Raw genomic sequence first — 23,828 nt, forward strand, 5'->3', positions numbered from 1 at the left:
GACCGACATTCGTCCGCCACGTACTCTAGGTTCGAGCACACTGCGCGCTCGGCCACAGGAATCGGCGCGTACTTCACGCGAGGACGGGGACTGGAACACGCGATGGCGACCAGGCTGACAGCGCAGGATGCGTCGTTCTATTTTCTCGAGGCCAGTAGCAGCCCGATGCACCTCGGGTCGCTCGCCATCTTCCGGACTCCGCGCAGTGGATTCAGCTACGACCGTCTGCTGTCGTTGGTCGAGCAACGCCTGGCATTGGTTCCCCGGTACCGGCAGAAGGTGCGTGAGGTCGCCTTCGGGCTGGCCAGGCCGGTGTGGGTCGACGACGCGGATTTCGACATCACCTACCACATCCGCCGTTCGGCACTACCCAAGCCGGGTTCGGACGATCAGCTGCACGATCTGATCGCGCGGCTGACCTCGCGCCCACTCGATCGCACCCGTCCGCTGTGGGAGATGTACCTGGTCGAGGGGTTGTCGAAGAATCGTTTCGCCGTCTTCACCAAGTCTCACTCGGCGCTGGTCGACGGTGAACACGCGCTCGACATCGGTCAGGTCATTCTCGATGCCAGCAAGAATCCGCCGCCGATGGCCGAGGAACTCTGGATGCCCGCGCGCGAGCCGAAGGATTCGGCGCTGGTCATCGATGCTCTCACCGACTTGGTGGTACGTCCGGGGGAGAGCGTCGAGGCACTGCGCGGCGCGGTCCACGGCGCTGCCGGTGTCGCGGGTGGAGCCTTGCGGGCCGCAGCGAAGGTCGCGGCCGTGCTGCGCACCGCGACCCAGAGCGCGCCGTCGAGTCCGCTGAACGCCCCGATCTCGCGAAACCGCAGATTCGCGGTGGCCAAGACCGAGCTCGCCGACTACCGCAGAATTCACAACAGGTTCGGCTGCTCGATCAACGACGTGGTGCTCGCTGTCGTCACCGGGGCACTGCGCAATTGGTTGCTTTCTCGAGGCGAGCCCGTCACGGCGTCCTCCACGGTGCGGGCCATGGTGCCCATGTCGGTGTACGTCTCGGCCGATCGGGTCGGTTTCGGAGACGCGGCCGATCGGCCGGTCGAGGCGGCCGAGGAAGATCGCAGCGAGGTCTCGTCGTTTCTCGTCGACCTGCCCGTCGGTGAATCCAATGCCGTGGTGCGGCTCTCGCACATTGCGCACGCCACCGAGGCCCACTCCAAGCAGAGCCGCGGCGTCACCGCTCAGACATTGATGCGCATCTCCGGATTCGCGCCTGCGAGCCTGCACGCGATGGGCGCGCGAGCGGGTAGTCGGCTGTCCCAGCGGGTGTTCAATCTGATCGTCACCAATGCCCCCGGACCACAGTTCCCGCTGTATGTGGGCGGTGCGCGCATGCTCGAGATGTATCCGGTGTCGCCGCTGTTCGAGAACCAGGCGATGAGCATCGGGCTGACGTCCTACGACGGCTACGTGTTCTTCGGGCTCAATGCAGATCGAGGTGCCATGCCCGATGTGGACGTCGTCACGGCGCTTCTGCACGAGGCTCTGGAAGAGTTGGTCGACGCGAGTAACGAATCGAGAGTGTGAGGTCTTCTGTCATGCGTGTCTACGTTCCGGCGACGCTGGAGTTCTTGAAAGTGCTGTCGGCGGAGGGCGAGTTCAGCCCGGTCTCGCGCACGGCCTTCGCGGTGACACCGACACTGCGTGAGGCCTATTCGTCCGGCGACGACGAGGAGCTCTCCGAGGTGGCGATGGGGGAGGCCGCTCGGGCCTCTCTGCGGCTGATCGCCGCAGCGGTCGACGACGAGACCGACACCGGGACAGTCGCCGAAGGGGTGGTGTACCGGAGGGCGGTGATCGCGGCCGATGTCGACGATCCCACTCTGCGTCCCGATTTGGACGACGCCGTCGTCCGCCTCAAGGAGCCGTTGCGGATGGATCAGGTCGCGTCGGTCCACGTCGATCTCGAGGGGGCCGAATCGGCGGTCGCCAAGGCCGTAGCCGCGGTCGATGCCGCGGACATGGGAGACGAGGATGCGGAGTTCGTGCTGGGAGATGCCGAGGATCACACGCTCGCGTGGTACGCCCCGCAAGAGTTGTCGTTTCTGCTCGAACTGCTGTGATTCCGTCGTGTTCGTTCGCACACGATTCACACCGACACAGGTGTTCCCGAACCCGAACCTACGGTAGCGTAACCTCGATGACCGCAAGCGGTTCAGTATCTCGATCGAGGGGATGGAACACCCGATGGATCTGAAGAAGTGGCTGGAGGCTCCGGCGGCCGGAGTATCGGCCCCCAAGCGTCCGAGACTGAACATGGTGCGTGGTGCCTTCACCCGCATCACCACCCCCTTGTTGCCCGACGACTACCTTCATCTCGCGAATCCTCTGTGGTCGGCACGCGAACTCCGCGGCCGCATCGTGCGAGTGGAGAAGGAGACCGCCACGGCGGTGACCCTGGTGATCCAGCCGGGTTGGGGCTTCAATTTCGACTACCGGCCCGGCCAGTACATCGGGATCGGGTTGCACCTCGGCGGGCGATGGCACTGGCGTTCGTACTCGTTGACCTCCCCGCCGAACTGGGAGGACAAGCTGATCTCCATCACCGTCAAGGCGATGCCGGAAGGCTTCCTCTCCTCGCATCTGGTCGGCGGTGTGCCGCAGGGGACCATCGTTCGGCTGGCCGCCCCGAAGGGCAATTTCGCGCTGCCCGTGCCGCCGCCGAACAAGATCCTGTTCGTCACGGCCGGTAGCGGCATCACCCCGATCATCTCGATGCTGCGGGCCTTGGATCGCCACGGCGACATGCCCGACACCGTGCACATCCACTCGGCACCGACCGAGGACGAAGTCATGTTCGCGGCCGAGATCGCTGCGCTCGAGAAATCGCATCCGAACTTCACCTCGCATGTGCAGCTGACACGATCGGACGGCAAGTTCGCACTCGCCTCGCTCGACGAGCTCTATCCCGACTGGCGCACGCGCGACACCTGGGCGTGTGGACCGGCAGCACTGCTCGAGGAGATCGAGAAGACCTGGAAGCGAGAAGGAATCGAGGACCGGCTTCATCTGGAGCGGTTCGAGATCTCGCGCGCCGATACCTCCGGTGCCGGCGGCACCGTCACGTTCTCCAAGTCGGACAAGAAGACCACTGTCGACGGCGCGACCAGTCTGCTCGAAGCAGGCGAGAACGTCGGAGTTCAGATGCCGTTCGGCTGCCGGATGGGTATCTGCCAGACATGTGTGGTGCCGTTGACTTCGGGGCATGTCATAGACCTGCGTTCCGGTAAGGAACACAGCGAGGGCGACCGCGTCCAGACGTGCATTTCCGCAGCTGCGGGCGACTGCACATTGGAACTGTAGGTCTGTTTCTCGCACACTTCCTTCTCAGACTGTTCGGTTACGCTTACGTAGGTTGCCCACGTCGAAACCCGATATTTCGGGCACTGCACTCAACTGTTGGAGGACCCGGTGGCCATCACCGACATCAAAGAGTTCGCTCATCTCAGCGAAGCGGACATGGAAGCGTTCGGTCGCGAACTGGATTCGATTCGTCGAGACGTCGAAGACAGCCGTGGCGAGCGCGATGCCGCATACATCCGTCGGACCATCAGACTGCAGAGGTTGCTGGAGCTCGGCGGCCGCGCGGTGCTGCTCGGCAGCAAGTATCGGCCTGCTTGGATCGCCGGCACAGCGATGCTCAGTGTCGCCAAGATCATCGAGAACATGGAGCTCGGTCACAATGTGATGCACGGGCAATGGGACTGGATGAACGATCCGGAGATCCATTCCACCTCGTGGGAGTGGGACCAGACCGGGCCGTCCGAGCAGTGGAAGCGAGCCCACAACTACTCGCACCACACCTACACCAACATCGTCGGCATGGACGACGACATCGGCTTCGGAATTCTGCGCATGACTCGTGACGAGCCGTGGAAGCCGATCAATCTCGTTCAGCCGCTTGCCAACATCGTGCTGGCCACCACCTTCGAGTGGGGCATCGCGCTGCACGATTACGACGCGCAGAAGCAGTTGGACGGCGAGGATCAGAAGGGTCTGCTGAAGTCTCCGGCGAGCCGCGCTTTCGCGCGCAAGATCGCCAAGCAGGTCGGCAAGGATTTCGTCCTGTTCCCGGCACTGTCCGGCCCGGCGTGGAAATCCACGTTGACCGCCAACGCCACGGCCAACCTGGTCCGCAATCTGTGGGCCTACGCGGTGATCTTCTGCGGTCACTTCCCCGATGGCGCCGAGAAGTTCACGATCGGGCAGTTCGAGACCGAGACACGCCCCGAGTGGTACCTGCGTCAGATGCTGGGTAGTGCCAACTTCGAGGCCGGTCCGGTCATGGCCTTCATGAGCGGCAACCTCTGCTACCAGATCGAGCACCACATGTTCCCGGATCTGCCGAGCAACAGGTACTCGGAGATCGCCGAGAAGGTGCACGCTCTGTGTGAGAAGTACGATCTGCCGTACACCACAGGATCGCTCGGCAAGCAGTACTTGCTGGCGCTGCGGACCATCCACAAGCTGTCGCTGCCCGACTCGTGGTTGCGCGCCACGTCCGACAACGCTCCCGAGACGTCGTCCGAGCGACGATGGCGGGAGGGCGATTCGCCTACCGTCCACGCGCTTCGAATCGATCCGCTCACCGGGCAGCGTCGAGGTCTGCGTTCGGCAATGCAAGAGGCACGGGTGAGCTTGCGCAACGCCAAGAAGGAAGCCAAGCGTCAGGCCAAGAGCCTGCGTCGCTCGGGTGACCGCGTTCCGTTGTGAATCGTCACACAGATTTCCGCCACTAACCTACGGGACCGTAACTTACGATACGGTAGGTGACGGAATTGCACATGGCCTGATTACGCGAGCTGTGTGTTCACGACTGCCAGGAGGTTGTTTCCCATGGCGATTACGGACGTCAAAGAATACGCGCATCTGACCGATGCCGACATCGAGGCGTTGGGCCACGAGCTCGACTCCATCCGACGTGACATCGAAGCGTCCCGCGGCGAACGCGACGCCCGGTACGTCAAGAACACGATCCGCCTGCAGCGATCCCTCGACATCGGTGGCCGGGCCGTGCTTTTCTCCAGCCGCAAGCGTCCCGCTTGGCTGGTCGGCACCGCCATGCTCGGGGTCGCGAAGATCATCGAGAACATGGAGCTCGGCCACAACGTCATGCACGGCCAGTGGGACTGGATGAACGACCCTGAGATCCACTCCACGTCGTGGGAGTGGGACAACACGGGCCCGTCGGCTCACTGGAAGCAGACGCACAACTACATTCACCACAAGTACACCAACGTGCTCGGCATGGACGACGACGTCGGCTACGGTCTGCTCCGCGTCACCCGCGATCAGCGGTGGAAGCCCTTCAACATCGGCAACCCCGTCTACAACCTGCTGCTGCAGTTGTTCTTCGAGTACGGAGTGGCGCTTCAGCACCTCGAACTGGGCAAGGTCGCCAAGGGTCGAGTGCCCCGCGAGGAATTCGAGCAGAAGCGGCGCGAGGTGCTCGAGAAGGTCGGCAAGCAGATCGGCAAGGACTACATCCTGCACCCGTTGCTGACCGGACCTGCCTGGAAGAGCACGTTGACGGCGAACATCGTCGCCAACATGATCCGCAACGTGTGGACCAACACCGTCATCTTCTGTGGCCACTTCCCTGACGGTGCGGAGAAGTTCACCAAGTCCGACATGGAGGGTGAGACGCAGGGGCAGTGGTACCTGCGTCAGATGCTCGGCAGCGCGAACTTCAATGCCGGTCCCGTCATGGAGTTCATGAGCGGCAACCTCTGCTACCAGATCGAGCACCACCTGTTCCCGGACCTCCCCAGCAACCGCCTGCGGGAGATCAAGGTTCGAGTGCTCGAACTGGCGGAGAAGTACGACCTGCCGTACACGACCGGTTCGATCGTTCACCAGTACTTCCTGTCCTGGCGAACCATCGCGAAGCTGTCGCTGCCGAACAAGTACCTGAGGGCGACCAGCGACGACGCTCCCGAGACTGCGTCCGAGCGTAAGTGGGCCGACGCGCCGGCGGGCCTGTTCACCGTCGATCCCGAAACCGGCAAGCGTCGTGGTTTGCGCACCGCCATCGCAGAAACGAAGAAGCGCAAGGGAATCCGCAGGCTGGTCGGTAAGGCCGCGTAAGCCCTGCACCGAATTGGAGCCTGGTGGCAATCGACCCCGAAGCGGGTGGTTGCCTACCAGGCTTCGTTCGTTCGAATGGCCTCGAACAGTAGGCGGACCGAAACGACACCCTCCGGGGGCGTTGCCCGTTCTGTCGGGTCAGCCTGCCCAGCTGGTGAATCGACGCGATGACATCATCGCCGGCAAGGTGTGGTCGTCGACCTGCGTCCGATCGCGGGCTTTCGGCGCGGAGGCCCGTCAGTCGCTGCGGACGATCATGTCCACGGCCGCCTCGATGACGTCGTCGCTCGGGACGGTGTCGAACATCAGCGACGGGCAGGCGACCACGCCGGCGAGCATGGAGATGGCCGCTTCCAATCGTGGTCCTTGGAAGGACTTTTCGAGCATCTGCCGGACCGGACGCTGTGCATTGGTGTTGATGGCGTCCCGCAGTCGACCCACGGTTTCGACGCTCGCCCACTGGGCCATGGCGATGAGCACGCGATCGAGCCGCAGCTCGATCACTGCGTGGCGGAACAATTTCAATTCGGCGATCAAGTCGCTCCGCAGGTCGCCGGTGGCCTCGTGGTGAGGCATGTCTCCCAGGGCATCGAGCGCGACGAGCACGAGGTCGATTTTGGAAGGCCAATGTGAGTACAGGGTCGTCTTGGAGTACCCGGCGATCTCGGCTACTCGGGCGTGGGTCAACGCGTCCGAACCCTCTTGGGTGAGAACCGCCAAAGCGCTACGCGCGACGTCCGCTCGGGTGCGGGCCACCCGCGGTTCGGCGGGCACCGTGAGCTGCTCGAGCTTCTGTACGGATGTCATGTGTGTTTCACCTCGCCTCACGTGTGAAGCGGCTGACTATACGCCGCAGCGTCCAAAATAGCTGATGTACAGAAAGGCCAGTTCTGGATCGATTAATCACTAGTGAACTAATAGTTCAGTACAGTACGGTTAGTTCGTCCGGTAAGTATCACGCGCTCAGAGGTGAGAGATGATTCCCGAGGAACTAACTCAGTCACAGTTCGACACGGTGTACAACTTTTTGTCCCTGGTCATCGCCGCGCAGCTGTTCGGTTCGCTGTTTCTGCTCGCAGCTCAGCCGCGGGTGCTTGCGCGGTATCGCCAGGCCCTGGTTATCTCTGCGATCGTGTGTGGCATTGCTGCGTACCACTACTTCCGCATCTTCGAATCCTTCAAGTCCGCGTTCGTCACCGACGCCCAGGGTGGGCGCGGAACGTACGTTCAGGCGGTGGGCGAGTCCTTCAACGAGGGGTATCGCTACGTCGACTGGTTGCTCACGGTCCCGCTGCTGCTGACCGAGCTCATCGTCGTTCTGGCACTTGCCAAGAAGCTGCAGGCTTCGTTGCTCTACCGACTGATTCCGGCGTCTGCTCTGATGATCGCACTGGGTTACCCGGGGGAGATCAGTGCTGACAACACCATTCGAAACGTCTTCGGATTGCTGTCCACCATCCCGTTCCTGTACATCCTCTACGTGCTCTTCGTAGAGCTGACGCGTTCGCTCGACCGGCAGCCCCCGGCAGTGCGCCAAACCGTCAGTCGGATGAGGATTCTTCTGCTGGCCACCTGGGGTGTATACCCGATCGCTTACATCATTCCGCTGTACTTCTCGGACACCGGTGCCACGGCATGGGTTGCGAAGCAGGCTGGATACTCGATCGCCGACATCCTCGCCAAGGTGCTGTACGGCCTGTTGATCTACAAGATCGCTCGCCTGAAGTCCTTCGCCGATGACCCCGATTTCGCGGCGCGGGAAAATGAGCTCGAAGTTCGGCCCGCGTCGGCCGGGAAGAACGGCTCGTAGCGCACGATCGTGAGTCTCACGGAACAATCGGGCGACTCGACGACAAGCACCACCGCCCCATTGCTGACTGCTGCGACATGGTCGCGGTGGTTGGTGGTGGGGACGGTGGTGATGTCGAGCGGCCACCTGATCGGGCTGCCCGCCATCACCGCGCCGGTGGCGTTGGTTGTCGCGGGCGTGGCTTTCCTCGCAGGGATCCCGCACGGGGCGATCGACCATCTGATGGCAAAGCGATTGTCGGGGGGTGCACCGCTACTGGCGGTAGCCGCGGTCTATGCGGGCGCGGCTGCCGCAGCATGGGCACTGCTGGAGTGGGTCGGTCCGATCGCCTTGGTCGCGGCCGTGCTGTTCAGCGCGGTGCATTTCGGAATGGGGGAACTCGAGGTCTCCCGGTTGCTGACCGGGTGGCTGCTACGACGGATTCCGGCTGCTGCGATCGTCGTAGCGGGCTCCGGTGCTCTGGTGTTGCCGTTGGCGCGTTCGGGCGATCAGCTCCTTCGAGTGGCGACAGCTGTTTCGCCGGAGTTGGCCGTTCTCATTTCGGCTGCGCCGGTTCAGATGGCACTGGTGTCGACGTGGTGCGTTGCGGCGTCCGTCGCAGTGGCCGCCGTCCTGCGGTCGGGGCATCGAACCGTGGCGCTCGATGTCGTACTCATCGGTGCCCTCGGGATGGCGGCGCCACCGCTGGTGGCCTTCGCAGTGTGGTTCGGCTGCTGGCACGCGCTGCGCCACACCGCGCGATTGTTGACGGTAGAGCCCGGCTGCGCCGCACTCCTCGGCGATGGTCGGGGGCGCGCGGCGACCTGGCGGCTGGTTCGGCTTTCCGCAGTGCCGTCGCTGGCGGCGTTGACAGCGGTGCTCGCCCTCGGCTGGTTCACCGTTGCGTCACCGAACCCGACGACGATGGTGGCCGAGGTGCTTCGCCTCCTGCTCGCGCTCACCGTGCCGCACATGGTGGTGGTCTGGTGGCTCGATTCCGTGCCCTCTCGGCAGGTGCACGGGCCCGGCGCACGACCGGCTGCGGCACCGTCACCATCCGAGTCCAGACACAGACTTCGACCGCTGCCGAGTTCCTACCTGTCCATAGCTACCAAGCGTCGTTCGTTCGAACGGCTTCGAGGAGCAGACGCACGGCGGCGACACGTCGAGCAGCATCGCCGGTGAGAGTGTCGAGCGCGCACTCGGGATCGGCGGGCGGGCCGAGGTGCGTGCATCCACGCGGGCAGTTCTCGATCGTGTCGGCCAGGTCGGAGAACGCTGCGACGACGTTCTCGGGGGAGATGTGCGCCAGTCCGAACGACCGGATCCCGGGAGTGTCCACCACCCAGCCGCCGCCGGGAAGCGGTAGCGCCACCGACTGCGTCGAGGTGTGGCGGCCCTTGCCGACGCCCGAAACCACCCCCGTGGCGCGATAGGCGTCGGGCACCAGCCGGTTGACGAGCGTGGACTTTCCGACGCCCGAGTGTCCGATGAGCGCGGTCACCGAGTTCGTCAGCATCGAGGTCAGCTCCGTGAGGTCCTCGGACTGGCCCGCCAGCACCACCGGTACGTCGAGATCGGCAAAGGCGGCGGTGAATTCTTCGGGGTCGGCCAGATCGCTCTTGGTCAGGCACAGAACGGGTTCGAGTCCGCCGACGTACGCCGCCACGAGTGCTCGTTCGACGAAGCCGGTGCGAGGAGGTGGGTCGGCGAGCGCGGCGACTATGAGCAGCCGGTCGGCATTGGCCACCACGACGCGCTCGAACGGGTCGGTGTCGTCCGCGGTGCGGCGCAACACCGTCCGCCGCTCGGCCACGCGCACGATGCGAGCCAGAGTGTCGACCTTGCCCGACAGATCTCCGACGATACCGACCTCGTCTCCGACCACGATCGGAGTTCGGCCCAGCTCGCGGGCGCGCATCGTCACGACCGGCCGTTCCGGGTCACCGTCGAGCACGCATCCCCATCGGCCGCGGTCGACGGACACGACCATGCCTGCTTCTGCGTCGTTGTGTTCGGGTCGAGTCTTGGTCCGTGGTCGCGAACTCTTGCCCGGTCGGATCCGAACGTCGGACTCGTCGTACCGGCGCGCGGTCAGGAGCCGACCCCACTCGGTGTCGATGCGGACAGCATTGCGTCCCATAGCGTTTCGAAGCCGGGGAGCGTCTTGGCGGTGGTGCCGATGTCGTCCACCTCGACCCCGGGTACCCGCAGTCCGACGATCGCGCCTGCCGTCGCCATCCGGTGGTCGGCGTAGGAGTGCCAGACGCCTGCGTGCAGCGGTGCCGGATCGATTCGGATGCCGTCGTCGGTCTCGACGGCGCGTCCGCCGAGTCGGACGATCTCGGTTGTCAGTGCAGCGAGTCGGTCGGTCTCGTGGCCACGCAGATGGGCGATGCCACGCAGAATCGACGGCCCCTCGGCCAATGCGGCGAGCGCCGCGACCGTTGGGGTCAGTTCGCCGATATCGTGGAGATCGAAATCGATGCCGCGCAACGTATCCGGGCCCTCGACGGTCAGGATGCCTGCGGTCAGGTCGACTCGAGCGCCCATCAGGGTGAGTATCTCGCGGAATGCGTCGCCGGGCTGAGTGGTCGATTCGGGCCAATTCGGCACGCGCACTCTGCCTTTCGTCACCACCGCTGCAGCGAGGAAGGGGGTGGCGTTGGACAGGTCCGGCTCGATGGTCCAGTCGATCGGCGCGACCGGGCCTGGGTGCACCCGCCAGGTGTTCGCGTCACCACCGGACTCGGGGGTATCGACTCGGACGCCCGCACGCCGCAACATCTCCACGGTCATGTCGATGTGCGGCATCGACGGAACGGGCTTGCCGATGTGGTGGATTTCGATTCCCTCGTCGAAGGCCGCAGCGGAGAGCATCAGACCGGAGACGAACTGCGAAGAGCCCGAGGCGTCGATCTCGACCGATCCGCCGCGCAGCGAACCGGTGCCACGCATCGTGAACGGCAGCGCGCTGCCGTCGATCTCGGCCCCCACCGCGCGCAGAGCGTCGAGGATCGTGTCGAGCGGTCGGATACGTGCCTGCTCGTCGCCGTCGAACGACACTTCGCCTGCGGCGAGCGCAGCCAGGGGTGGCACGAAGCGCATGACGGTACCTGCCAGCCCGCAGTCGACGGCTCCTCCGCGCAGCGGTGCCGGAGTCACCCGCAACGACGTCCTGTCGTCCTCCGCGGCCTCGATATCGATGCCCAAGGTTGTCAGGGCGTCGATCATGAGATCGGTGTCACGGCTGCGCAGGGCACCGGTGATCGTCGACGAGCCGGTGGCGAGCGAGGCGATGATCAGTGCGCGATTGGTGATCGACTTCGATCCGGGCAGAGTGACTGTCGCGTCGATGGGTGCGACGGCGGCGGGGGCTGTCCAATTGCTCACCCGTCCATCTTCTCTCATTCGGGATCAGCGCGCGGCGATGGGCGCGGATGTAGCGGCTGTGAGCCGGACGAGATCGGCCGGTGCGAGTTCGATCTCGAGTCCGCGCCGACCTCCACTGCACAGAATCGTCTCGAAACCGAGGGCCGAAACGTCGATCGCGGTGGGCAGGGATCTGCGTTGGCCGAGAGGTGAGATACCGCCGAAGACGTACCCGGAGGAGCGCTCGGCGGCAGTCCTGTCGGCCATCGTGATCTTTCTGGTGGACAGCGCGGCGGCCGCGGCCTTGAGCGAGAGCGTCGTCGTCACCGGGACGATCGCCACCGCCAGCGAGCGATCCGCTCGTTCGACGACGAGAGTCTTGAAGACCTGTTCGGGCCGAACGCCGAGTCGTTCGACGAGTATCTGTGCCGCCTCCTCGCCGTAGGACTGCGCCCGTGCGTCGTGGTCATACGAATGCACGGTGTGCGCCACCTTTCGTGCGGTGAGCAGCGCGAGAGCAGGTGTGGACGCAGCCATTCACGGGACTCTAGCGATCGGGCGGGAACACGGCGGCACGACGCCGTGTTGTGCAACAACAGATACGAATGCAGGTGGAAGGAATGACGAATGGCAGTGCTGACCGCGGGACGTCCCCTCGCGCTGAAGGGGGTGATCTCTTCGCAGAAGTCGACTTCGGGCGCGGTAGCCTGGGCGGTGGAAGCTATCGAAGGGATCAGCGTGACAGAAGCCAGCAATCCCGTCGCTGACGTGGACGACGAGAAGGCGATCGCGGAGCGCAGAGCTGCCGAGACCGAGGCGCAGTTGACCGAGCGCTTCGAGCGCGACGCGCTGCCGATGCTCGATCAGCTCTACGGCGCAGCTCTGCGTATGACGCGCAACCCCGCCGACGCCGAGGATCTGGTTCAGGAGACGTTCGTGAAGGCCTACTCGGCTTTCCGGTCGTTCCGTGAGGGCACGAACCTCAAGGCGTGGCTGTACCGAATTCTCACCAACACCTACATCAACTCCTACCGCAAGAAGCAGCGTCAGCCCGCTCAGTACCCGACCGACGAGATCAGTGACTGGCAGCTCGCCGCCACCGCCGAACACACGTCGACGGGGCTGCGTTCCGCCGAGGTCGAGGCTCTGGACGCGTTGCCGGACGACGACATCAAGGCGGCGCTGCAGTCTCTACCCGAAGAGTTTCGGATGGCTGTCTACTACGCCGACGTCGAGGGGTTCCCGTACAAGGAGATCGCCGAGATCATGGGCACTCCCATCGGCACGGTGATGTCGCGTCTGCACCGCGGACGCAAGCAGCTGCGGGGCCTGCTGGCAGGGGTTGCACGCGAGCGTGGTTTCAACCGGGACGGCGCAGTCGACCGGCACGAGCAGGAGGTAGTCCAGTGACGGGCACCGGAAAGATCGATAGCGGGAACGACGGCGACGCACAGTTCGAGCGTCTCGACTGCTCCGCGGTGATCGCGGACGTATGGGTCATGCTCGACAACGAGTGCGACGAGGCCAGTCGATCCCGTCTGCAGAAGCACATCGACGAGTGCGGGTCGTGCTTCGAGGCCTACGGCATCGAAGAGAAGGTGAAGCGGCTCATCTCGCGTAAGTGCGGGGGAGATCAGGCTCCGGCCGGACTACGCGAACGACTCAGTGTCGAGATTCGACGAACAGTGCTGATACGTCAGACGGACTCCGAATAACCGCAGGGCCGAACAACCGACGAGGGGCCGAGAAGCACATGCTTCTCGGCCCCTCGCGGCTTGTGGCAAACCGTCAGCTGTTCGGACGTTTGCCGTGGTTGGCCTTGTTGCCCTTACGAGCACGTTTCTTACGTCCACGCTTTCCCATGATGGGCTCCTCTCGTTTGTTCACTACAGTCTCCCACGTGTGATTGGCTTACTGTGACGGGCCTGGTCTCGTGTGGGTGTCCAGCGCAGTTCGTGGTGACGTGAGAGAGGGGTTCGCCGATGTCCGAGGACGTTCGCGCGGAAATGGTGTCCACTGTGTTTCAGGTGGTCGTGGCCCGAGGCGATGCCGTCGAGGTCGGTGACACCCTCGTGATACTGGAATCGATGAAGATGGAAATTCCTGTGCTGGCCGAGACCGCAGGGACGGTCACGTCGGTGGACGTCGCGGTGGGCGACGTCATTCAGCAGGGCGACCTCATCGCCGTCGTGTCCTGAGCAACGATCACGTGAGATCTCGTGTCGACCCTCAGTGACCTTCTGGCCGAGCACACCGACCTCCCCGGTGTTGCGGTGGACCATCTCCAACGCGTCGTAGGCGAGTGGCAGCTGCTGGCCGACCTGTCTTTCGCCGATGTGCTGCTGTGGGTCGGCACGGACGACGTGTCCAGTGGGACTGCCGACGTACTGTGTGTGGCCCAGTGCCGGCCGACGACCGCGCCCACGGTCTTCACTCACGACATCGTGGGAACGACGATATCCGAATCCGAGCACCCCGATGTGATGGTCGCGCTGCAGCAGCGGAAGATCGTGCACGGAGGCGTGGTGACGCGAACCGAGAGCATTCCGGTGCGCTGCGGAGAGCACGTCATCGCGGTGCTGACCCGCGATACCAATCCCGCGCAGCTCCGACCGCCGAGTGCCCTCGAGGTGGCGTATCGAGAATGCGCCGACGACCTGTGTCTGATGATCAGCGAAGGCACGTTTCCCACCCCCGAAGAGCGCACCGATGTGAACTCGTCCCCCCGCGCAGGCGACGGATTCATTCGCGTCGACACCGAGGGGCTGGTGGACTACGCCAGTCCCAACGCCCTCTCGGCGTACCACCGGATGGGATTGACGACCGAGCTGTCCGGCCGGGATCTGGCGTCGGTCACGCGGTCGCTGGTCACCGACCCTTTCGACTCGCAGGAAGTGGCCGATCACATCAGGTCGTCGCTCAACGGCAACGTGGGACACCGGATGGAGGTCGATGCCCGCGGTGCCACCGTTCTCGTGCGCACGCTGGCCCTGCAGCCGCGCGGAAGGTCTGCCGGGGCGGCCGTGTTGATCCGCGACGTCACCGAGGTCAAGCGCCGCGATCGTGCTCTGCTCAGCAAGGACGCGACCATTCGGGAGATCCACCATCGGGTGAAGAACAACTTGCAGACGGTGGCGGCGCTGCTCCGACTTCAGTCGCGCCGACTCGAGAACGAGGAAGCGCGCACGGCGTTGTCCGAGTCGGTCCGCCGAGTCACGTCCATTGCACTCGTGCACGAAATGCTGTCGATGTCGGTGGACGAGGAAGTGGACCTCGACGAGATCGTCGATCGATTGGTGCCGATCATGCTGGACATCGCCACGGTCAATCCGAGGGTGCGAGTGGTGCGCGAGGGCAAACTCGGAGTCTTCTCGGCCGAACGCGCGACGCCCTTGGTGATGGTGCTCACAGAGCTGGTGCAGAACGCGATGGAGCATGGATTCGACGCCGGGTCGGCCGGTGTCGTCCGAATCGGAGCCGACCGATCCGCGAAATGGCTGGATGTTGTCATCCACGACGACGGGCGCGGTTTGCCCACCGGGTTCTCGCTGGAACGCTCGGACGGCCTCGGGCTGCAGATCGTGCGCACTCTGGTCTCGGTGGAGCTGAACGGATCGCTGGGTCTGCATCCCGCGGCGGGTGGGGGAACCGACGCGATGCTGAGGGTTCCTCTGGGACGGCGTGTGCCCAGGCCCTGATGCACGTTCGGTGAACAGTGCGTAACGGGCTCGTCGACCGCCAGAGGGACCCTGGAGGCCCGTGGAACGCAGAAAGCCCGGTATCCGCTACAGCGGATACCGGGCCTCGAGCGTGTGCTGGTTTCGCGTCCTAGACGGAGCTGCGTGCGCGCGTACGTGCGTTGCGTCGCTTGAGTGCACGGCGCTCGTCTTCACTCATTGCGCCCCATACTCCTGCGTCCTGGCCGGATTCGAGTGCCCAGGACAGGCATTCAGCGGTGACGGGGCACCGAGTACAGACGACTTTGGCATCGGCGATCTGCGCGAGCGCCGGACCACTGTTTCCCACCGGGAAAAATAGTTCCGGATCTTCATCGCGACAAATTGCCTTGTGGCGCCAGTCCATCCTCTGCTCCTTACCGGGCGCCGAAGCGCCGTTTCGTTTCTCTTCTGTTCACGAGTGGGTAACCAATGTTTCCGCACTGTTGCTTGTGAATGCTTTCACGAACTCAGGTGAAGTCAAGGGGTACGCGCGTGACCGTGGTCAAGCTCACTCTGTTAGGCTCGCTTTAGCCTTCTGCGCTCCTTTGTACCCCGAGTGAACAGATTTCGCTCGTGATTTCACAGAAAGTGCGCTCTGCGCCTCAGTGGTACTCGGCACACGCGGCCCCTCACATGCTCGGCGCAACCACCTGCAGCGCGTCGGGAGTGGAGAAGAACTCGGCCTCGGTGCGTTCGCCCAGGTAGTCGCCGTCCATCTGCAAACCGACCGGTTCTGCTGAGGAAATACGGACGCTCGGTACATCGTCGATACGAATCAGCTTGCGAGACTTCGGTTCTGCACCTTTGGCAAGCAGCTGGCGAGAGACCCGCAACGTAGGGAACAACGCAGTCGAGCGCATGCCGAACACTCCGAGACCCGAATCGAAACCGGTACCCGGATTGGTGTGCACCGGCCTCTGGTTCAAATAAGTCCACGGACTCGAATTCGACACGAACGCATAGTGGACTCCCTCGAACGGATCCCGACCCGGAACCTCCACCGTCAACCGAGCCGGCTGCCGCTTGTGCTTGAAGAACTCCTGCACAGCCGACCGCAGATACCGCGTCGCAGACACCGGCTTGCCGTCCTTACGGCCGGCATCGATCGCCCGACACACATCGGCATCCAGACCCATACCCGCGTTGAAAGTGAACCAGCGATTGTCGCAATGCCCCAACCCGATCGTCCGCCGCGCCCGTGCATCGAGCAGCCCGATCAACTGATTCGTCGCCGCCACCGGATCCGCCTCGATACCCAACGAACGAGCGAACACATTCGCACTACCGCCAGGAACGACCGCGATCGGCGGAATCGCACCGATCGTCACCGCCTGCATCGACGTCGGCAACGGCACCCCGAGCAAACCGTTGATCACCTCGTTGACCGTCCCGTCGCCACCGTGAACGATCACCAAACCCATCCCGTCCTCACGGGCACCCCGAGCCAGCTCCGACGCATGATCACGATGAGTCGTCTGCGCAACCGTCACCCGCACCCGACTCGACAATGCATGAGCCAACAGATCCCGAGCCGCAGCAGTCGTAGAAGTCGCATTGGGATTGACGATCAGCAGCGCACGCACGAGCAATGACACTAACCGGGTCGTTCCGCACGCTCCACTCCGGTCACCTGGGTCGTTCCGCAGGCTCCACTCCGGTCACCTGGGTCGTTCCGCAGGCTCCACTCCCGCCCCTGGGTCGTTCCGCAGGCTCCACTCCCGCCCCTGGGTCGTTCCGCATGCTCCACTCCCGGTTGCCTAGGCTGGTCGCGTGTCCACCTCACCCGAGAACCTCACCCCGCCGGCCACGTTTCGATCCGCCGGGGCGCTCGTCGCAGCGCAGGGCGTGGCGTCGTTGGTGGCCGCGATAGTCCTACTCGTCCGAGCGTTCTCCGGAGAGGGGGAGAACGCAGTGGCCAACGGGTACGGCACCGCCGGGTGGTTCGGTGTCCTCGGCATCGGAGTCGGAGCCGCAGGCGTCGCCCTGGTCCTCGGAAAACGCTGGGGACGATCCATCGCCACCGTCGTACAGCTACTGCTGCTGCCCGTCGTGTGGTCGCTGTTGACCGGATCGCATCAGACCGTCTACGGCGTCGCCCTCGGAGTCGTGGTCGTCGGCGTGCTCGTCTTGCTGTTCAGCCCGCCGTCCTCTCGGTGGATGGCCGCCGAATACAGCGACGTCGACGACGACTTCCGATGACGTAGTCGCTTCAACGCGCCTGGATGGCCAACTCGACCAATGCATCCTCGGTCAGGCGGAACGTGGTCCACTCGTCCTGTGGCTCTGCCCCGAGCGATCGGTAGAAGCCGATCGACGGGGTGTTCCAGTCCAGAACCGACCAGGCCAACCGCGTGTACTGCCGATCGACGCATTCGGCGGCCAACGCGGCAAGCAGTGCAGTTCCGAAGCCTTCTCCCCGCGCGGCGGGTTGCACGTAGAGATCCTCCAGATAGATTCCGTTGACTCCGTCCCACGTGGAGAAGTTCAAGAACCACAGCGCGCACCCCACCACCGTCCCCTCGTGCTCGGCGACGTGCGCGAACACCGACGGCTGCGCTCCGAACAGAGCGGAGCGAAGCTGCTCGTCTCGAACGGTGCACAGCGAGGACGACTTCTCGTATGCGGCGAGTTCGTGCACGAGAGCGGTGACGGCGGGAACATCGGCCTCGGTGGCGCGGCGAATCATCCTGGGTTTCCTTTCGGTGCCGTGGCGGCGGTGAGGATCGACGGGTGCACGTTGTGTGCGACGAGCTGGCGGAACGAATGCTCGAAGCCGAGCAACGAGTACGCGGCGGGCGAGAGGGCGAAGCGTTTGCCCTCGGTGATGGGGGCCTCGGTCCAGCCGGCGATCAGTGCGCGCGAGAAGTGGCCGTGACCGACCAACACGACGTCGCGGCCGCTCAACAGCGGCAGGACGACCGAGAGCACCATGTCGACGCGCACGGCGATGTCGCCGATGGACTCACCACCCGGACATGGATGCGTCCAGACGGTCCAGTGCGGCACAGTTTCGTGGATCTGCGTCGACGTGATGCCTTCGTAGTCTCCGTAGTCCCACTCCGACAACGCATCCCACGTCCGATCGACCTCCAGGCCTGCGAGCTCGGCGGTTCGACGTGCGCGCTCTCGCGGGCTCGTGATCACCAGAGGATCGCGCAGGTTCAGTAATCGGAGCAGCGATCCGGCCTCGACGGCCTGTTGCTCGCCGACGCTGGTGAGGGGGACATCGGTGTTACCGGTGTGCTTGCCGGCAAGCGCCCATTCGGTCTCGCCGTGCCGGAGTAGAACGACTCTGCCTGCCTCGACGCCGCCGTGTGTGGTCATGGAACGATCATGCCTGCCCTCGCGATGTGGCCCTTGTCGTAGTCGACCTGCGGATGTGTCCGATTTGTCGATTGAGTACAGACCTACCGGCCGGTTACTCTCGTTCCGAATCGTCACGGCCATGGGCGACGCAGCTCTGTCCGTCGTGCCGCACAGCTCCTTCTCATCGACTTGGAGAACCATGACCGACCTGCAGAAGCCCGTGTCGCCTGATTCTCCGGAGAAGCTCGACGGCGCGTTGCTGAAGATCGCCGGGGTCGTCGTGCTCGGGGCCATCATGTCGATACTCGACGTCACCGTCGTCAGCGTCGCGCTCCGGACCTTCACCGACGTCTTCGAGACCACTTACGCCAATGCCGCGTGGACGATGACGGGCTACACGCTTGCCCTGGCCACCGTCATACCGCTGACGGGGTGGGCTGCCGATCGATTCGGAACCAAGCGCCTCTACATCACGGCACTGGTGCTGTTCGTCCTCGGTTCGGTGCTGTGCAGCTTCGCGTGGGACATCACCTCGCTCATCGTCTTTCGAGTGCTGCAGGGCCTCGGCGGAGGCATGCTGATGCCACTGGGCATGACGATCATGACTCGGGCCGCAGGCCCGGAGCGGATCGGGCGCGTGATGGCCGTGCTCGGTGTCCCGATGCTCATCGGGCCCATCGCGGGGCCGATCCTCGGAGGCTGGCTGATCGAGGCGGCGAGTTGGCACTGGATCTTCCTCATCAATCTGCCGATCGGCATCCTCGCTCTGATCGCGGCCGTGCTGATCTTCCCCAAGGACAACCCGACTCCGTCCGAGTCCTTCGATTTCCGCGGCATGCTGATGCTCTCGCCCGGCCTCGCACTGTTCCTCTACGGCGCGTCCTCGGTGGTCGAAACCGAAACCGTTCTCGCGGTGAAGGTGCTGGTCCCGGTCATCGTCGGGCTCGTGTTGATCGTCCTGTTCGTGTTCCATGCACTGCGCGTGCAGCATCCGCTGATCGATCTACGGCTGTTCCGGAACAGGTCGCTCACCGTGGCCGTGATCACCACGACGCTCTTCATGGTGGCCTTCATGGGCGCGGGTCTGCTGTTCCCGAGCTATTTCCTGCTTCGTGGCGAAACGACGCTGACCGCCGGGCTGCTGCTCGCACCCCAGGGCATCGGTGCGATGCTCGCGATGCCGATCGCCGGAGTGATCGCCGACAAGTTCGGTCCCGGCAGGATCGTGCTGGTGGGGATGGTGCTCATCACCGCAGGGATGGCGGTGTTCACTCGGGTCGGCACCGACACCTCGTACACCGTGCTCATCGGCGCATTGTTCGTCATGGGACTCGGACTCGGTTCGACGATGATGCCCATCATGACGGCTGCGCTGCAGACGTTGACCGACGAGACGGTTGCGCGCGGCTCGACGTTGATGAACATCGTCCAGCAAGCGGCCGGGTCGATAGGTACCGCACTGATGTCGGTGGTGCTGACCGCTCAGCAGAAGCCCGCACTGACCGCAACCAGCCAGGTCGAGGCCTTCGACATCTCGGCCAGGGCCTTCGGGACCACCTTCATGGTCGCGTTGGTTCTGATCGTCGTCACGTTCGTTCCCGCCTTCTTCCTGCCCCGGACGAAGCACGTGACCGAGCGGTCCGCGGCACCGATCTCGCTGCACTGACGCGCCCGAGAGATGCCGAACCCTCGCTCATCGGCTCGATGTAAGCAAGGATCAGGGCCGTGACGACAATTCTCGCGGTTGCGAATCAGAAGGGCGGCGTCGCCAAGACCACCACGGTGGCTTCGCTCGCGGCTGCGCTGCATGCTCTCGATCGACGAGTCCTGGTGGTCGACCTCGACCCGCAGGGCTGTCTGACGTTCTCCCTCGGACACAATCCCGACAAGCTCGATTCCTCGGTGCACGAGGTGCTGACCGGGGATGCGAAGGTCGAGGACGTGCTGATCGAGACTGCGGAAGGAATCGTTCTGCTTCCGGCGACGATCGATCTCGCAGGTGCGGAAGCCCTGCTGCTGATGCGCGCGGGTCGCGAGTTCGCGCTCAAGCGAGCACTCGCGCCGATCCTCGAGGACTTCGATGTCGTCGTCATCGATTGTCCGCCGTCGTTGGGGGTGCTGACCCTCAACGGCCTCACTGCCGCACAGTCGGTGCTCGTGCCCCTGCAGTGCGAGACCCTCGCTCATCGCGGGGTCGGGCAGTTGTTGCGAACGGTGTCCGAGGTGCAGCAGATCACCAACCCCGATCTGACGCTGCTCGGTGCCCTTCCCACACTGTTCGACGCCCGCACCACGCACAGCAGGGATGTGCTCGGCGACGTCTCGGACCGCTACTCGTTGCCGGTTCTCGCACCGCCGATTCCGCGGACCGTACGCTTCGCCGAGGCCAGTGCCTCGGGCGCGACGGTAATCTCGGGACGAAAGAACAAGGGCGCACAGGCTTATCGAGAACTTGCCGAGAATCTGCTGGCGTACTGGGACGGTAAAGCCGATCTGAAGACATACGATCCGGCGGAGTAGAACGAAGCCCGTGCCGGCGGGTCAGCCGAGAGCGACCACGTCGGAACCGCGTTGCTCGACGATCACATCGCCGATCACCGACATCTGTATCGGGCCGTCGTAATCGCCTCGGTCGACCGGAATGTCGGCCGTCGAGACTCCGGTGGAGAGATCGACCACCGAGATGCCGTCGGGCACCGGCAGCAGGAGTCGGCCTGCCATGACCGCTCCACTTCCGAGGGCTCCGGGGACGGTCCAGAGAGGGCTCAGGTTGTTGGAATCGAACGCCTGGACCCCCGTGCCGGTGAACCAGGTGAGAGCCGAACCTGCCTTCGTCGCAGGAAGATTCGGGGTAGGGGAGGAGCCGGCCGGGAGAGTGAATTCGGACAGTTTCGCGGCCGCGTCGTCGTAGAGTCCTACCCGGTCGGGCGCGCCGTTCTCCGCTGGAATGTACAGCGCGACAACGCTGCCCGTGATCGCGATGATCTGCCCGGCAGTGGGTGCGTCGGATCGGGGAACGAGTTCCGGTACCACCGTCGACCCGTACTCCTCAGGCTTACCGGCGTCCTTGGGTGCAGGATTCATCAGCGACAATCGGGCAGCGGTCTCTCCCGGGCACTGTTCGAGCACAGCCGTCCGCGAGTTCGTCGACGCCGAGGACAGCAGCGTGCACCCGGTTCGCGGCTGACTACCCGGATTGACCGGGGCATCGACTCGACCGTATTCGAGTGTGCGCACCATGTCCGACCGCCACAGCTCCATGCGAGTGTCGCCCCTCGACGTCACGTAGGTGCCGTCGGAGGACAGGCGGACCGCATCGTCGGCGTCGGAAGTGCGTTGTGCCTTGCGCTCTCCGGTCGGCCCGTCGAGTTCCGTCACCTGAGAGCAACCGCGATCGTCGCGGTAGACCGCGACCGCGGTGTTCCACGACGAGACCACCGAGCAGAGCGGGAGATCTCTCGAGTACGACCAGGATTGCTCTCCTGACCGTGGATCGCGGCCGAGGACGGAGCCCCCGTCCGCCGTCACCACCGTGGACCCGGTGACGACAGGGAGCGGGGTTCGCGTCGAATCCGTCGCTGCACTCGGCGCACGCCACAGTTCGGTGAGCGCAGTGGGCACCGCGAGCGCGGGCTCGGCCTGAGCCAGCGGCTCCTCGGCGGGGATCGATGTGGTTCCGCGAGCGTCACCGGTGAACCAGGCGATGCTCGCGGCAACCACTACCACCACCGCGATGACGGCGGCGACGACGAGGTCGGTTCTCGTCCTTCGTTCTGGAGCCAGCACGGCGGGAGATTACTCCGACGCGCTCGCAGTCGAGGATCCGGCGTCTGCGGACGATCCACTGGGGCGCCGACGCCTGCGGCGGCGCGGCGCAGTCTTGGTGACCGTGTCTGCGGACGCCGCATCGGACGTATCCGACTGTTCGGCAACCGATTTCGTTGTTGGTGCGGAATCGTTCTGCGCAACGCTGGTTGCGGCGGTGTTGTCGCCGTCCTGCCCTGCGCGGGTGCGACGCCGACTGCGCGAGCGGCGCGGCTTGGTAGCCGAAGACGCGTCGGCCGCAGGCGCTGCCGTCGCCTCGCCGTCGTCCGCCTTCTCCGGGGCGCGCGAGGGTGCCTTGCGTACCGTGCCGGTGGCGTCGGTGGCGATACCGAGGTCGGTGAACAGGTGCGGCGAGCTCGAGTAGGTCTCGACCGGATCCGGCATGCCGAGATCGAGCGCCTTGTCGATCAGCTGCCAACGGGGGATGTCGTCCCAGTCGACCAGGGTGACCGCGATGCCGGTGCGCCCGGCACGGCCGGTGCGGCCGATGCGGTGCACGTAGGTCTTCTCGTCCTCGGGGCACTGGTAGTTGATGACGTGGGTGACGTCGTCGATGTCGATACCGCGGGCCGCGACGTCGGTCGCCACCAGAACGTCGATCTTGCCCGTCCGGAACGACTTGAGGGCCTTCTCGCGCTGGACCTGGCCGAGGTCACCGTGCACGGCACCGACCGAGTATCCGCGCTCGGCCAGCTCGTCGGCGACCTTCTGGGCGGTGCGCTTGGTGCGGGTGAACACCATGGTCGCGCCGCGACCCTCGGCCTTGAGAACCTTGGCGACCATCTCGACCTTGTCGAGGGCGTGGGCCCGGTAGACGTGCTGGGCGGTGCGGTCGTGGACGGCCGAGGACTCCGCCTCTTCGGCGCGGATGTGCGTCGGCTGAGTCAGGAACGTCCGGGCCAGAGTGATGATGGGGCCGGGCATCGTCGCCGAGAACAGCATCGTCTGACGCTTGTCGGGAACCATGCCGAGGATGCGCTCGATGTCGGGGAGGAACCCGAGGTCGAGCATCTCGTCGGCCTCGTCGAGGACCAGGACTCCGACCTTGCCGAGGATCAGGTGGTTCTGCTTGGCGAGGTCGAGCAGTCGGCCCGGGGTGCCGACGACGACGTCGACGCCGTTCTGCAACGCGCTGATCTGCGCCTCGTACGGACGGCCACCGTAGATGGAGAGCACCTTGACGGGGCCGTTCGCGCCGCTGAGGTACTTGGACGCGTTCTCGAGGTCGGAGCTGACCTGAACGCACAGTTCACGGGTCGGCACGATCACCAGGGCGCGGGGAGTGCCGTCGAGCGGGGAGGTACCGGAGTTGTCCGTGGCGAGTCGGTGCAGCAGGGGCACCCCGAAGCCGAACGTCTTGCCCATTCCGGTGCGTGCCTGACCGATGAGGTCGTCGCCCGCGATGGCGAGCGGCAGCGTCAACTCCTGGATGGCGAACGTGCGCTCGATTCCCATCTCGGAGAGCGCGCGAACGATGGTGGGGTCAACGTTCAGCTCGGCGAACGTGGGGGGTACGTGCGTGTCGTCCAGCTGCGCCGACAGCGTGGTGTCGCCGGTGTCGGATTCTTGGTCGATGACTATCTTGCTCAGGGGACTGGCCTTCCTCGTGGTCGAACGTGCGCACGAGGAAGGGCATAGGCCTATTGCCGGCCGAAGTCGATGCCCTCGATCCGATGTGATGTCGCCGTCAGCCTCAGCGCGGCCGCGAA

Annotated in this window: 25 protein-coding genes; 14 read left to right on the top strand and 11 right to left on the bottom strand. The window is 64.6% G+C overall.

Annotated features, from left to right (window positions below):
- Nucleotides 1-102 precede the first annotated feature (102 nt).
- From R4P47_RS03850 to R4P47_RS03870, 5 genes are all read left to right on the top strand, one after another.
- Nucleotides 103-1,548, top strand: a complete 1,446-nt coding sequence (locus tag R4P47_RS03850) for a WS/DGAT/MGAT family O-acyltransferase (protein ID WP_149405455.1) — start codon at nucleotides 103-105, stop codon at nucleotides 1,546-1,548.
- Nucleotides 1,549-1,559: 11 nt separating this feature from the next.
- Complete coding sequence (locus R4P47_RS03855) at nucleotides 1,560-2,084, top strand: DUF6912 family protein (RefSeq protein ID WP_068045663.1); 525 nt, start codon at nucleotides 1,560-1,562, stop codon at nucleotides 2,082-2,084.
- Between the two features lie 124 nt (nucleotides 2,085-2,208).
- Nucleotides 2,209-3,324: a ferredoxin reductase gene (locus R4P47_RS03860; RefSeq protein WP_094642485.1), complete on the top strand. Its 1,116-nt coding sequence runs from the start codon at nucleotides 2,209-2,211 to the stop codon at nucleotides 3,322-3,324.
- A gap of 108 nt (nucleotides 3,325-3,432) precedes the next feature.
- A complete protein-coding gene (locus tag R4P47_RS03865; RefSeq protein WP_149405456.1) occupies nucleotides 3,433-4,734 on the top strand; it encodes a fatty acid desaturase family protein in 1,302 nt (433 codons plus the stop codon).
- Nucleotides 4,735-4,857: 123 nt separating this feature from the next.
- On the top strand, nucleotides 4,858-6,108 hold the full coding sequence (locus tag R4P47_RS03870; protein ID WP_149405457.1) for a fatty acid desaturase family protein: 1,251 nt from the start codon (nucleotides 4,858-4,860) through the stop codon (nucleotides 6,106-6,108).
- Between the two features lie 237 nt (nucleotides 6,109-6,345).
- Here R4P47_RS03870 and R4P47_RS03875 read toward each other — a convergent pair whose 3' ends face one another.
- Nucleotides 6,346-6,915, bottom strand: a complete 570-nt coding sequence (locus R4P47_RS03875) for a TetR/AcrR family transcriptional regulator (protein WP_149405458.1) — start codon at nucleotides 6,913-6,915, stop codon at nucleotides 6,346-6,348.
- A gap of 208 nt (nucleotides 6,916-7,123) precedes the next feature.
- On the opposite strand from R4P47_RS03875, the gene R4P47_RS03880 reads away from it, so the two are divergent.
- Nucleotides 7,124-7,918, top strand: coding sequence for a bacteriorhodopsin-like (locus R4P47_RS03880; protein WP_223145633.1), 795 nt, complete (start codon nucleotides 7,124-7,126; stop codon nucleotides 7,916-7,918).
- 9 nt (nucleotides 7,919-7,927) lie between these two features.
- Nucleotides 7,928-9,082: a Brp/Blh family beta-carotene 15,15'-dioxygenase gene (locus tag R4P47_RS03885; protein WP_317784089.1), complete on the top strand. Its 1,155-nt coding sequence runs from the start codon at nucleotides 7,928-7,930 to the stop codon at nucleotides 9,080-9,082.
- On the opposite strand, the gene rsgA is transcribed toward R4P47_RS03885, so the two are convergent.
- From rsgA to ybaK, 3 genes are read right to left on the bottom strand one after another with little or no spacing between them, the layout of a single operon-like run.
- Nucleotides 9,006-10,040, bottom strand: a complete 1,035-nt coding sequence (rsgA, locus tag R4P47_RS03890) for a ribosome small subunit-dependent GTPase A (RefSeq protein WP_317784090.1) — start codon at nucleotides 10,038-10,040, stop codon at nucleotides 9,006-9,008. The two genes, R4P47_RS03885 and rsgA, sit on opposite strands and share 77 nt — an antisense overlap.
- On the bottom strand, nucleotides 9,992-11,308 hold the full coding sequence (gene aroA / locus R4P47_RS03895; RefSeq protein ID WP_317784091.1) for a 3-phosphoshikimate 1-carboxyvinyltransferase: 1,317 nt from the start codon (nucleotides 11,306-11,308) through the stop codon (nucleotides 9,992-9,994). The genes rsgA and aroA overlap by 49 nt, the downstream gene beginning before the upstream one ends.
- 6 nt (nucleotides 11,309-11,314) lie before the next feature.
- Nucleotides 11,315-11,806 (bottom strand): Cys-tRNA(Pro) deacylase, encoded by a 492-nt coding sequence (ybaK, locus tag R4P47_RS03900; RefSeq protein ID WP_149405463.1) that lies wholly within the window; start codon nucleotides 11,804-11,806, stop codon nucleotides 11,315-11,317.
- A 90-nt stretch (nucleotides 11,807-11,896) separates the two neighbouring features.
- On the opposite strand from ybaK, the gene R4P47_RS03905 reads away from it, so the two are divergent.
- Entirely contained in the window at nucleotides 11,897-12,679 is a 783-nt protein-coding gene (locus tag R4P47_RS03905) for a sigma-70 family RNA polymerase sigma factor (RefSeq protein ID WP_094642309.1), read from the top strand.
- On the top strand, nucleotides 12,676-12,984 hold the full coding sequence (gene rsrA / locus R4P47_RS03910; protein WP_262498294.1) for a mycothiol system anti-sigma-R factor: 309 nt from the start codon (nucleotides 12,676-12,678) through the stop codon (nucleotides 12,982-12,984). The genes R4P47_RS03905 and rsrA overlap by 4 nt, the downstream gene beginning before the upstream one ends.
- 73 nt (nucleotides 12,985-13,057) lie before the next feature.
- On the opposite strand, the gene R4P47_RS25080 is transcribed toward rsrA, so the two are convergent.
- The gene (locus R4P47_RS25080; RefSeq protein ID WP_370878772.1) at nucleotides 13,058-13,132 is read right to left on the bottom strand and encodes a 50S ribosomal protein bL37; all 75 of its coding nucleotides are present in this window, start codon (nucleotides 13,130-13,132) and stop codon (nucleotides 13,058-13,060) included.
- 119 nt (nucleotides 13,133-13,251) lie between these two features.
- On the opposite strand from R4P47_RS25080, the gene R4P47_RS03915 reads away from it, so the two are divergent.
- Both R4P47_RS03915 and R4P47_RS03920 read left to right on the top strand, forming a co-directional pair.
- Complete coding sequence (locus tag R4P47_RS03915) at nucleotides 13,252-13,467, top strand: biotin/lipoyl-binding carrier protein (protein WP_008717734.1); 216 nt, start codon at nucleotides 13,252-13,254, stop codon at nucleotides 13,465-13,467.
- A gap of 21 nt (nucleotides 13,468-13,488) precedes the next feature.
- A complete protein-coding gene (locus tag R4P47_RS03920) occupies nucleotides 13,489-14,967 on the top strand; it encodes a sensor histidine kinase (RefSeq protein WP_068045643.1) in 1,479 nt (492 codons plus the stop codon).
- Nucleotides 14,968-15,097: 130 nt separating this feature from the next.
- On the opposite strand, the gene R4P47_RS03925 is transcribed toward R4P47_RS03920, so the two are convergent.
- Together R4P47_RS03925 and R4P47_RS03930 are read right to left on the bottom strand one after the other, a co-directional pair.
- Complete coding sequence (locus R4P47_RS03925; protein WP_032366305.1) at nucleotides 15,098-15,352, bottom strand: WhiB family transcriptional regulator; 255 nt, start codon at nucleotides 15,350-15,352, stop codon at nucleotides 15,098-15,100.
- A gap of 265 nt (nucleotides 15,353-15,617) precedes the next feature.
- The gene (locus tag R4P47_RS03930) at nucleotides 15,618-16,571 is read right to left on the bottom strand and encodes a diacylglycerol/lipid kinase family protein (RefSeq protein WP_068045641.1); all 954 of its coding nucleotides are present in this window, start codon (nucleotides 16,569-16,571) and stop codon (nucleotides 15,618-15,620) included.
- Nucleotides 16,572-16,758: 187 nt separating this feature from the next.
- On the opposite strand from R4P47_RS03930, the gene R4P47_RS03935 reads away from it, so the two are divergent.
- Nucleotides 16,759-17,187, top strand: coding sequence for a hypothetical protein (locus R4P47_RS03935; RefSeq protein ID WP_149405464.1), 429 nt, complete (start codon nucleotides 16,759-16,761; stop codon nucleotides 17,185-17,187).
- A gap of 10 nt (nucleotides 17,188-17,197) precedes the next feature.
- Here R4P47_RS03935 and R4P47_RS03940 read toward each other — a convergent pair whose 3' ends face one another.
- On the bottom strand, nucleotides 17,198-17,674 hold the full coding sequence (locus R4P47_RS03940; RefSeq protein ID WP_149405465.1) for a GNAT family N-acetyltransferase: 477 nt from the start codon (nucleotides 17,672-17,674) through the stop codon (nucleotides 17,198-17,200).
- Nucleotides 17,671-18,312 (bottom strand): acid phosphatase, encoded by a 642-nt coding sequence (locus R4P47_RS03945; protein WP_317784092.1) that lies wholly within the window; start codon nucleotides 18,310-18,312, stop codon nucleotides 17,671-17,673. The genes R4P47_RS03940 and R4P47_RS03945 overlap by 4 nt, the downstream gene beginning before the upstream one ends.
- A gap of 181 nt (nucleotides 18,313-18,493) precedes the next feature.
- Between R4P47_RS03945 and R4P47_RS03950 the strand changes: the two genes are divergently transcribed.
- A complete protein-coding gene (locus tag R4P47_RS03950; RefSeq protein ID WP_317784093.1) occupies nucleotides 18,494-19,960 on the top strand; it encodes a DHA2 family efflux MFS transporter permease subunit in 1,467 nt (488 codons plus the stop codon).
- Between the two features lie 59 nt (nucleotides 19,961-20,019).
- The gene (locus tag R4P47_RS03955; protein ID WP_317784094.1) at nucleotides 20,020-20,814 is read left to right on the top strand and encodes an AAA family ATPase; all 795 of its coding nucleotides are present in this window, start codon (nucleotides 20,020-20,022) and stop codon (nucleotides 20,812-20,814) included.
- 21 nt (nucleotides 20,815-20,835) lie between these two features.
- Here R4P47_RS03955 and R4P47_RS03960 read toward each other — a convergent pair whose 3' ends face one another.
- Both R4P47_RS03960 and R4P47_RS03965 read right to left on the bottom strand, forming a co-directional pair.
- The gene (locus R4P47_RS03960; RefSeq protein ID WP_317784095.1) at nucleotides 20,836-22,080 is read right to left on the bottom strand and encodes a hypothetical protein; all 1,245 of its coding nucleotides are present in this window, start codon (nucleotides 22,078-22,080) and stop codon (nucleotides 20,836-20,838) included.
- Nucleotides 22,081-22,089: 9 nt separating this feature from the next.
- Nucleotides 22,090-23,574 carry a DEAD/DEAH box helicase gene (locus R4P47_RS03965; RefSeq protein ID WP_317784096.1) on the bottom strand — a complete coding sequence of 495 codons (1,485 nt, stop codon included), beginning with the start codon at nucleotides 23,572-23,574 and terminating at the stop codon, nucleotides 22,090-22,092.
- Nucleotides 23,575-23,828: the final 254 nt, after the last annotated feature.

The organism is Rhodococcus sp. IEGM 1370 (genome assembly GCF_033142325.1).
In the GTDB taxonomy this organism is placed as follows: Bacteria; Actinomycetota; Actinomycetes; order Mycobacteriales; family Mycobacteriaceae; genus Rhodococcoides.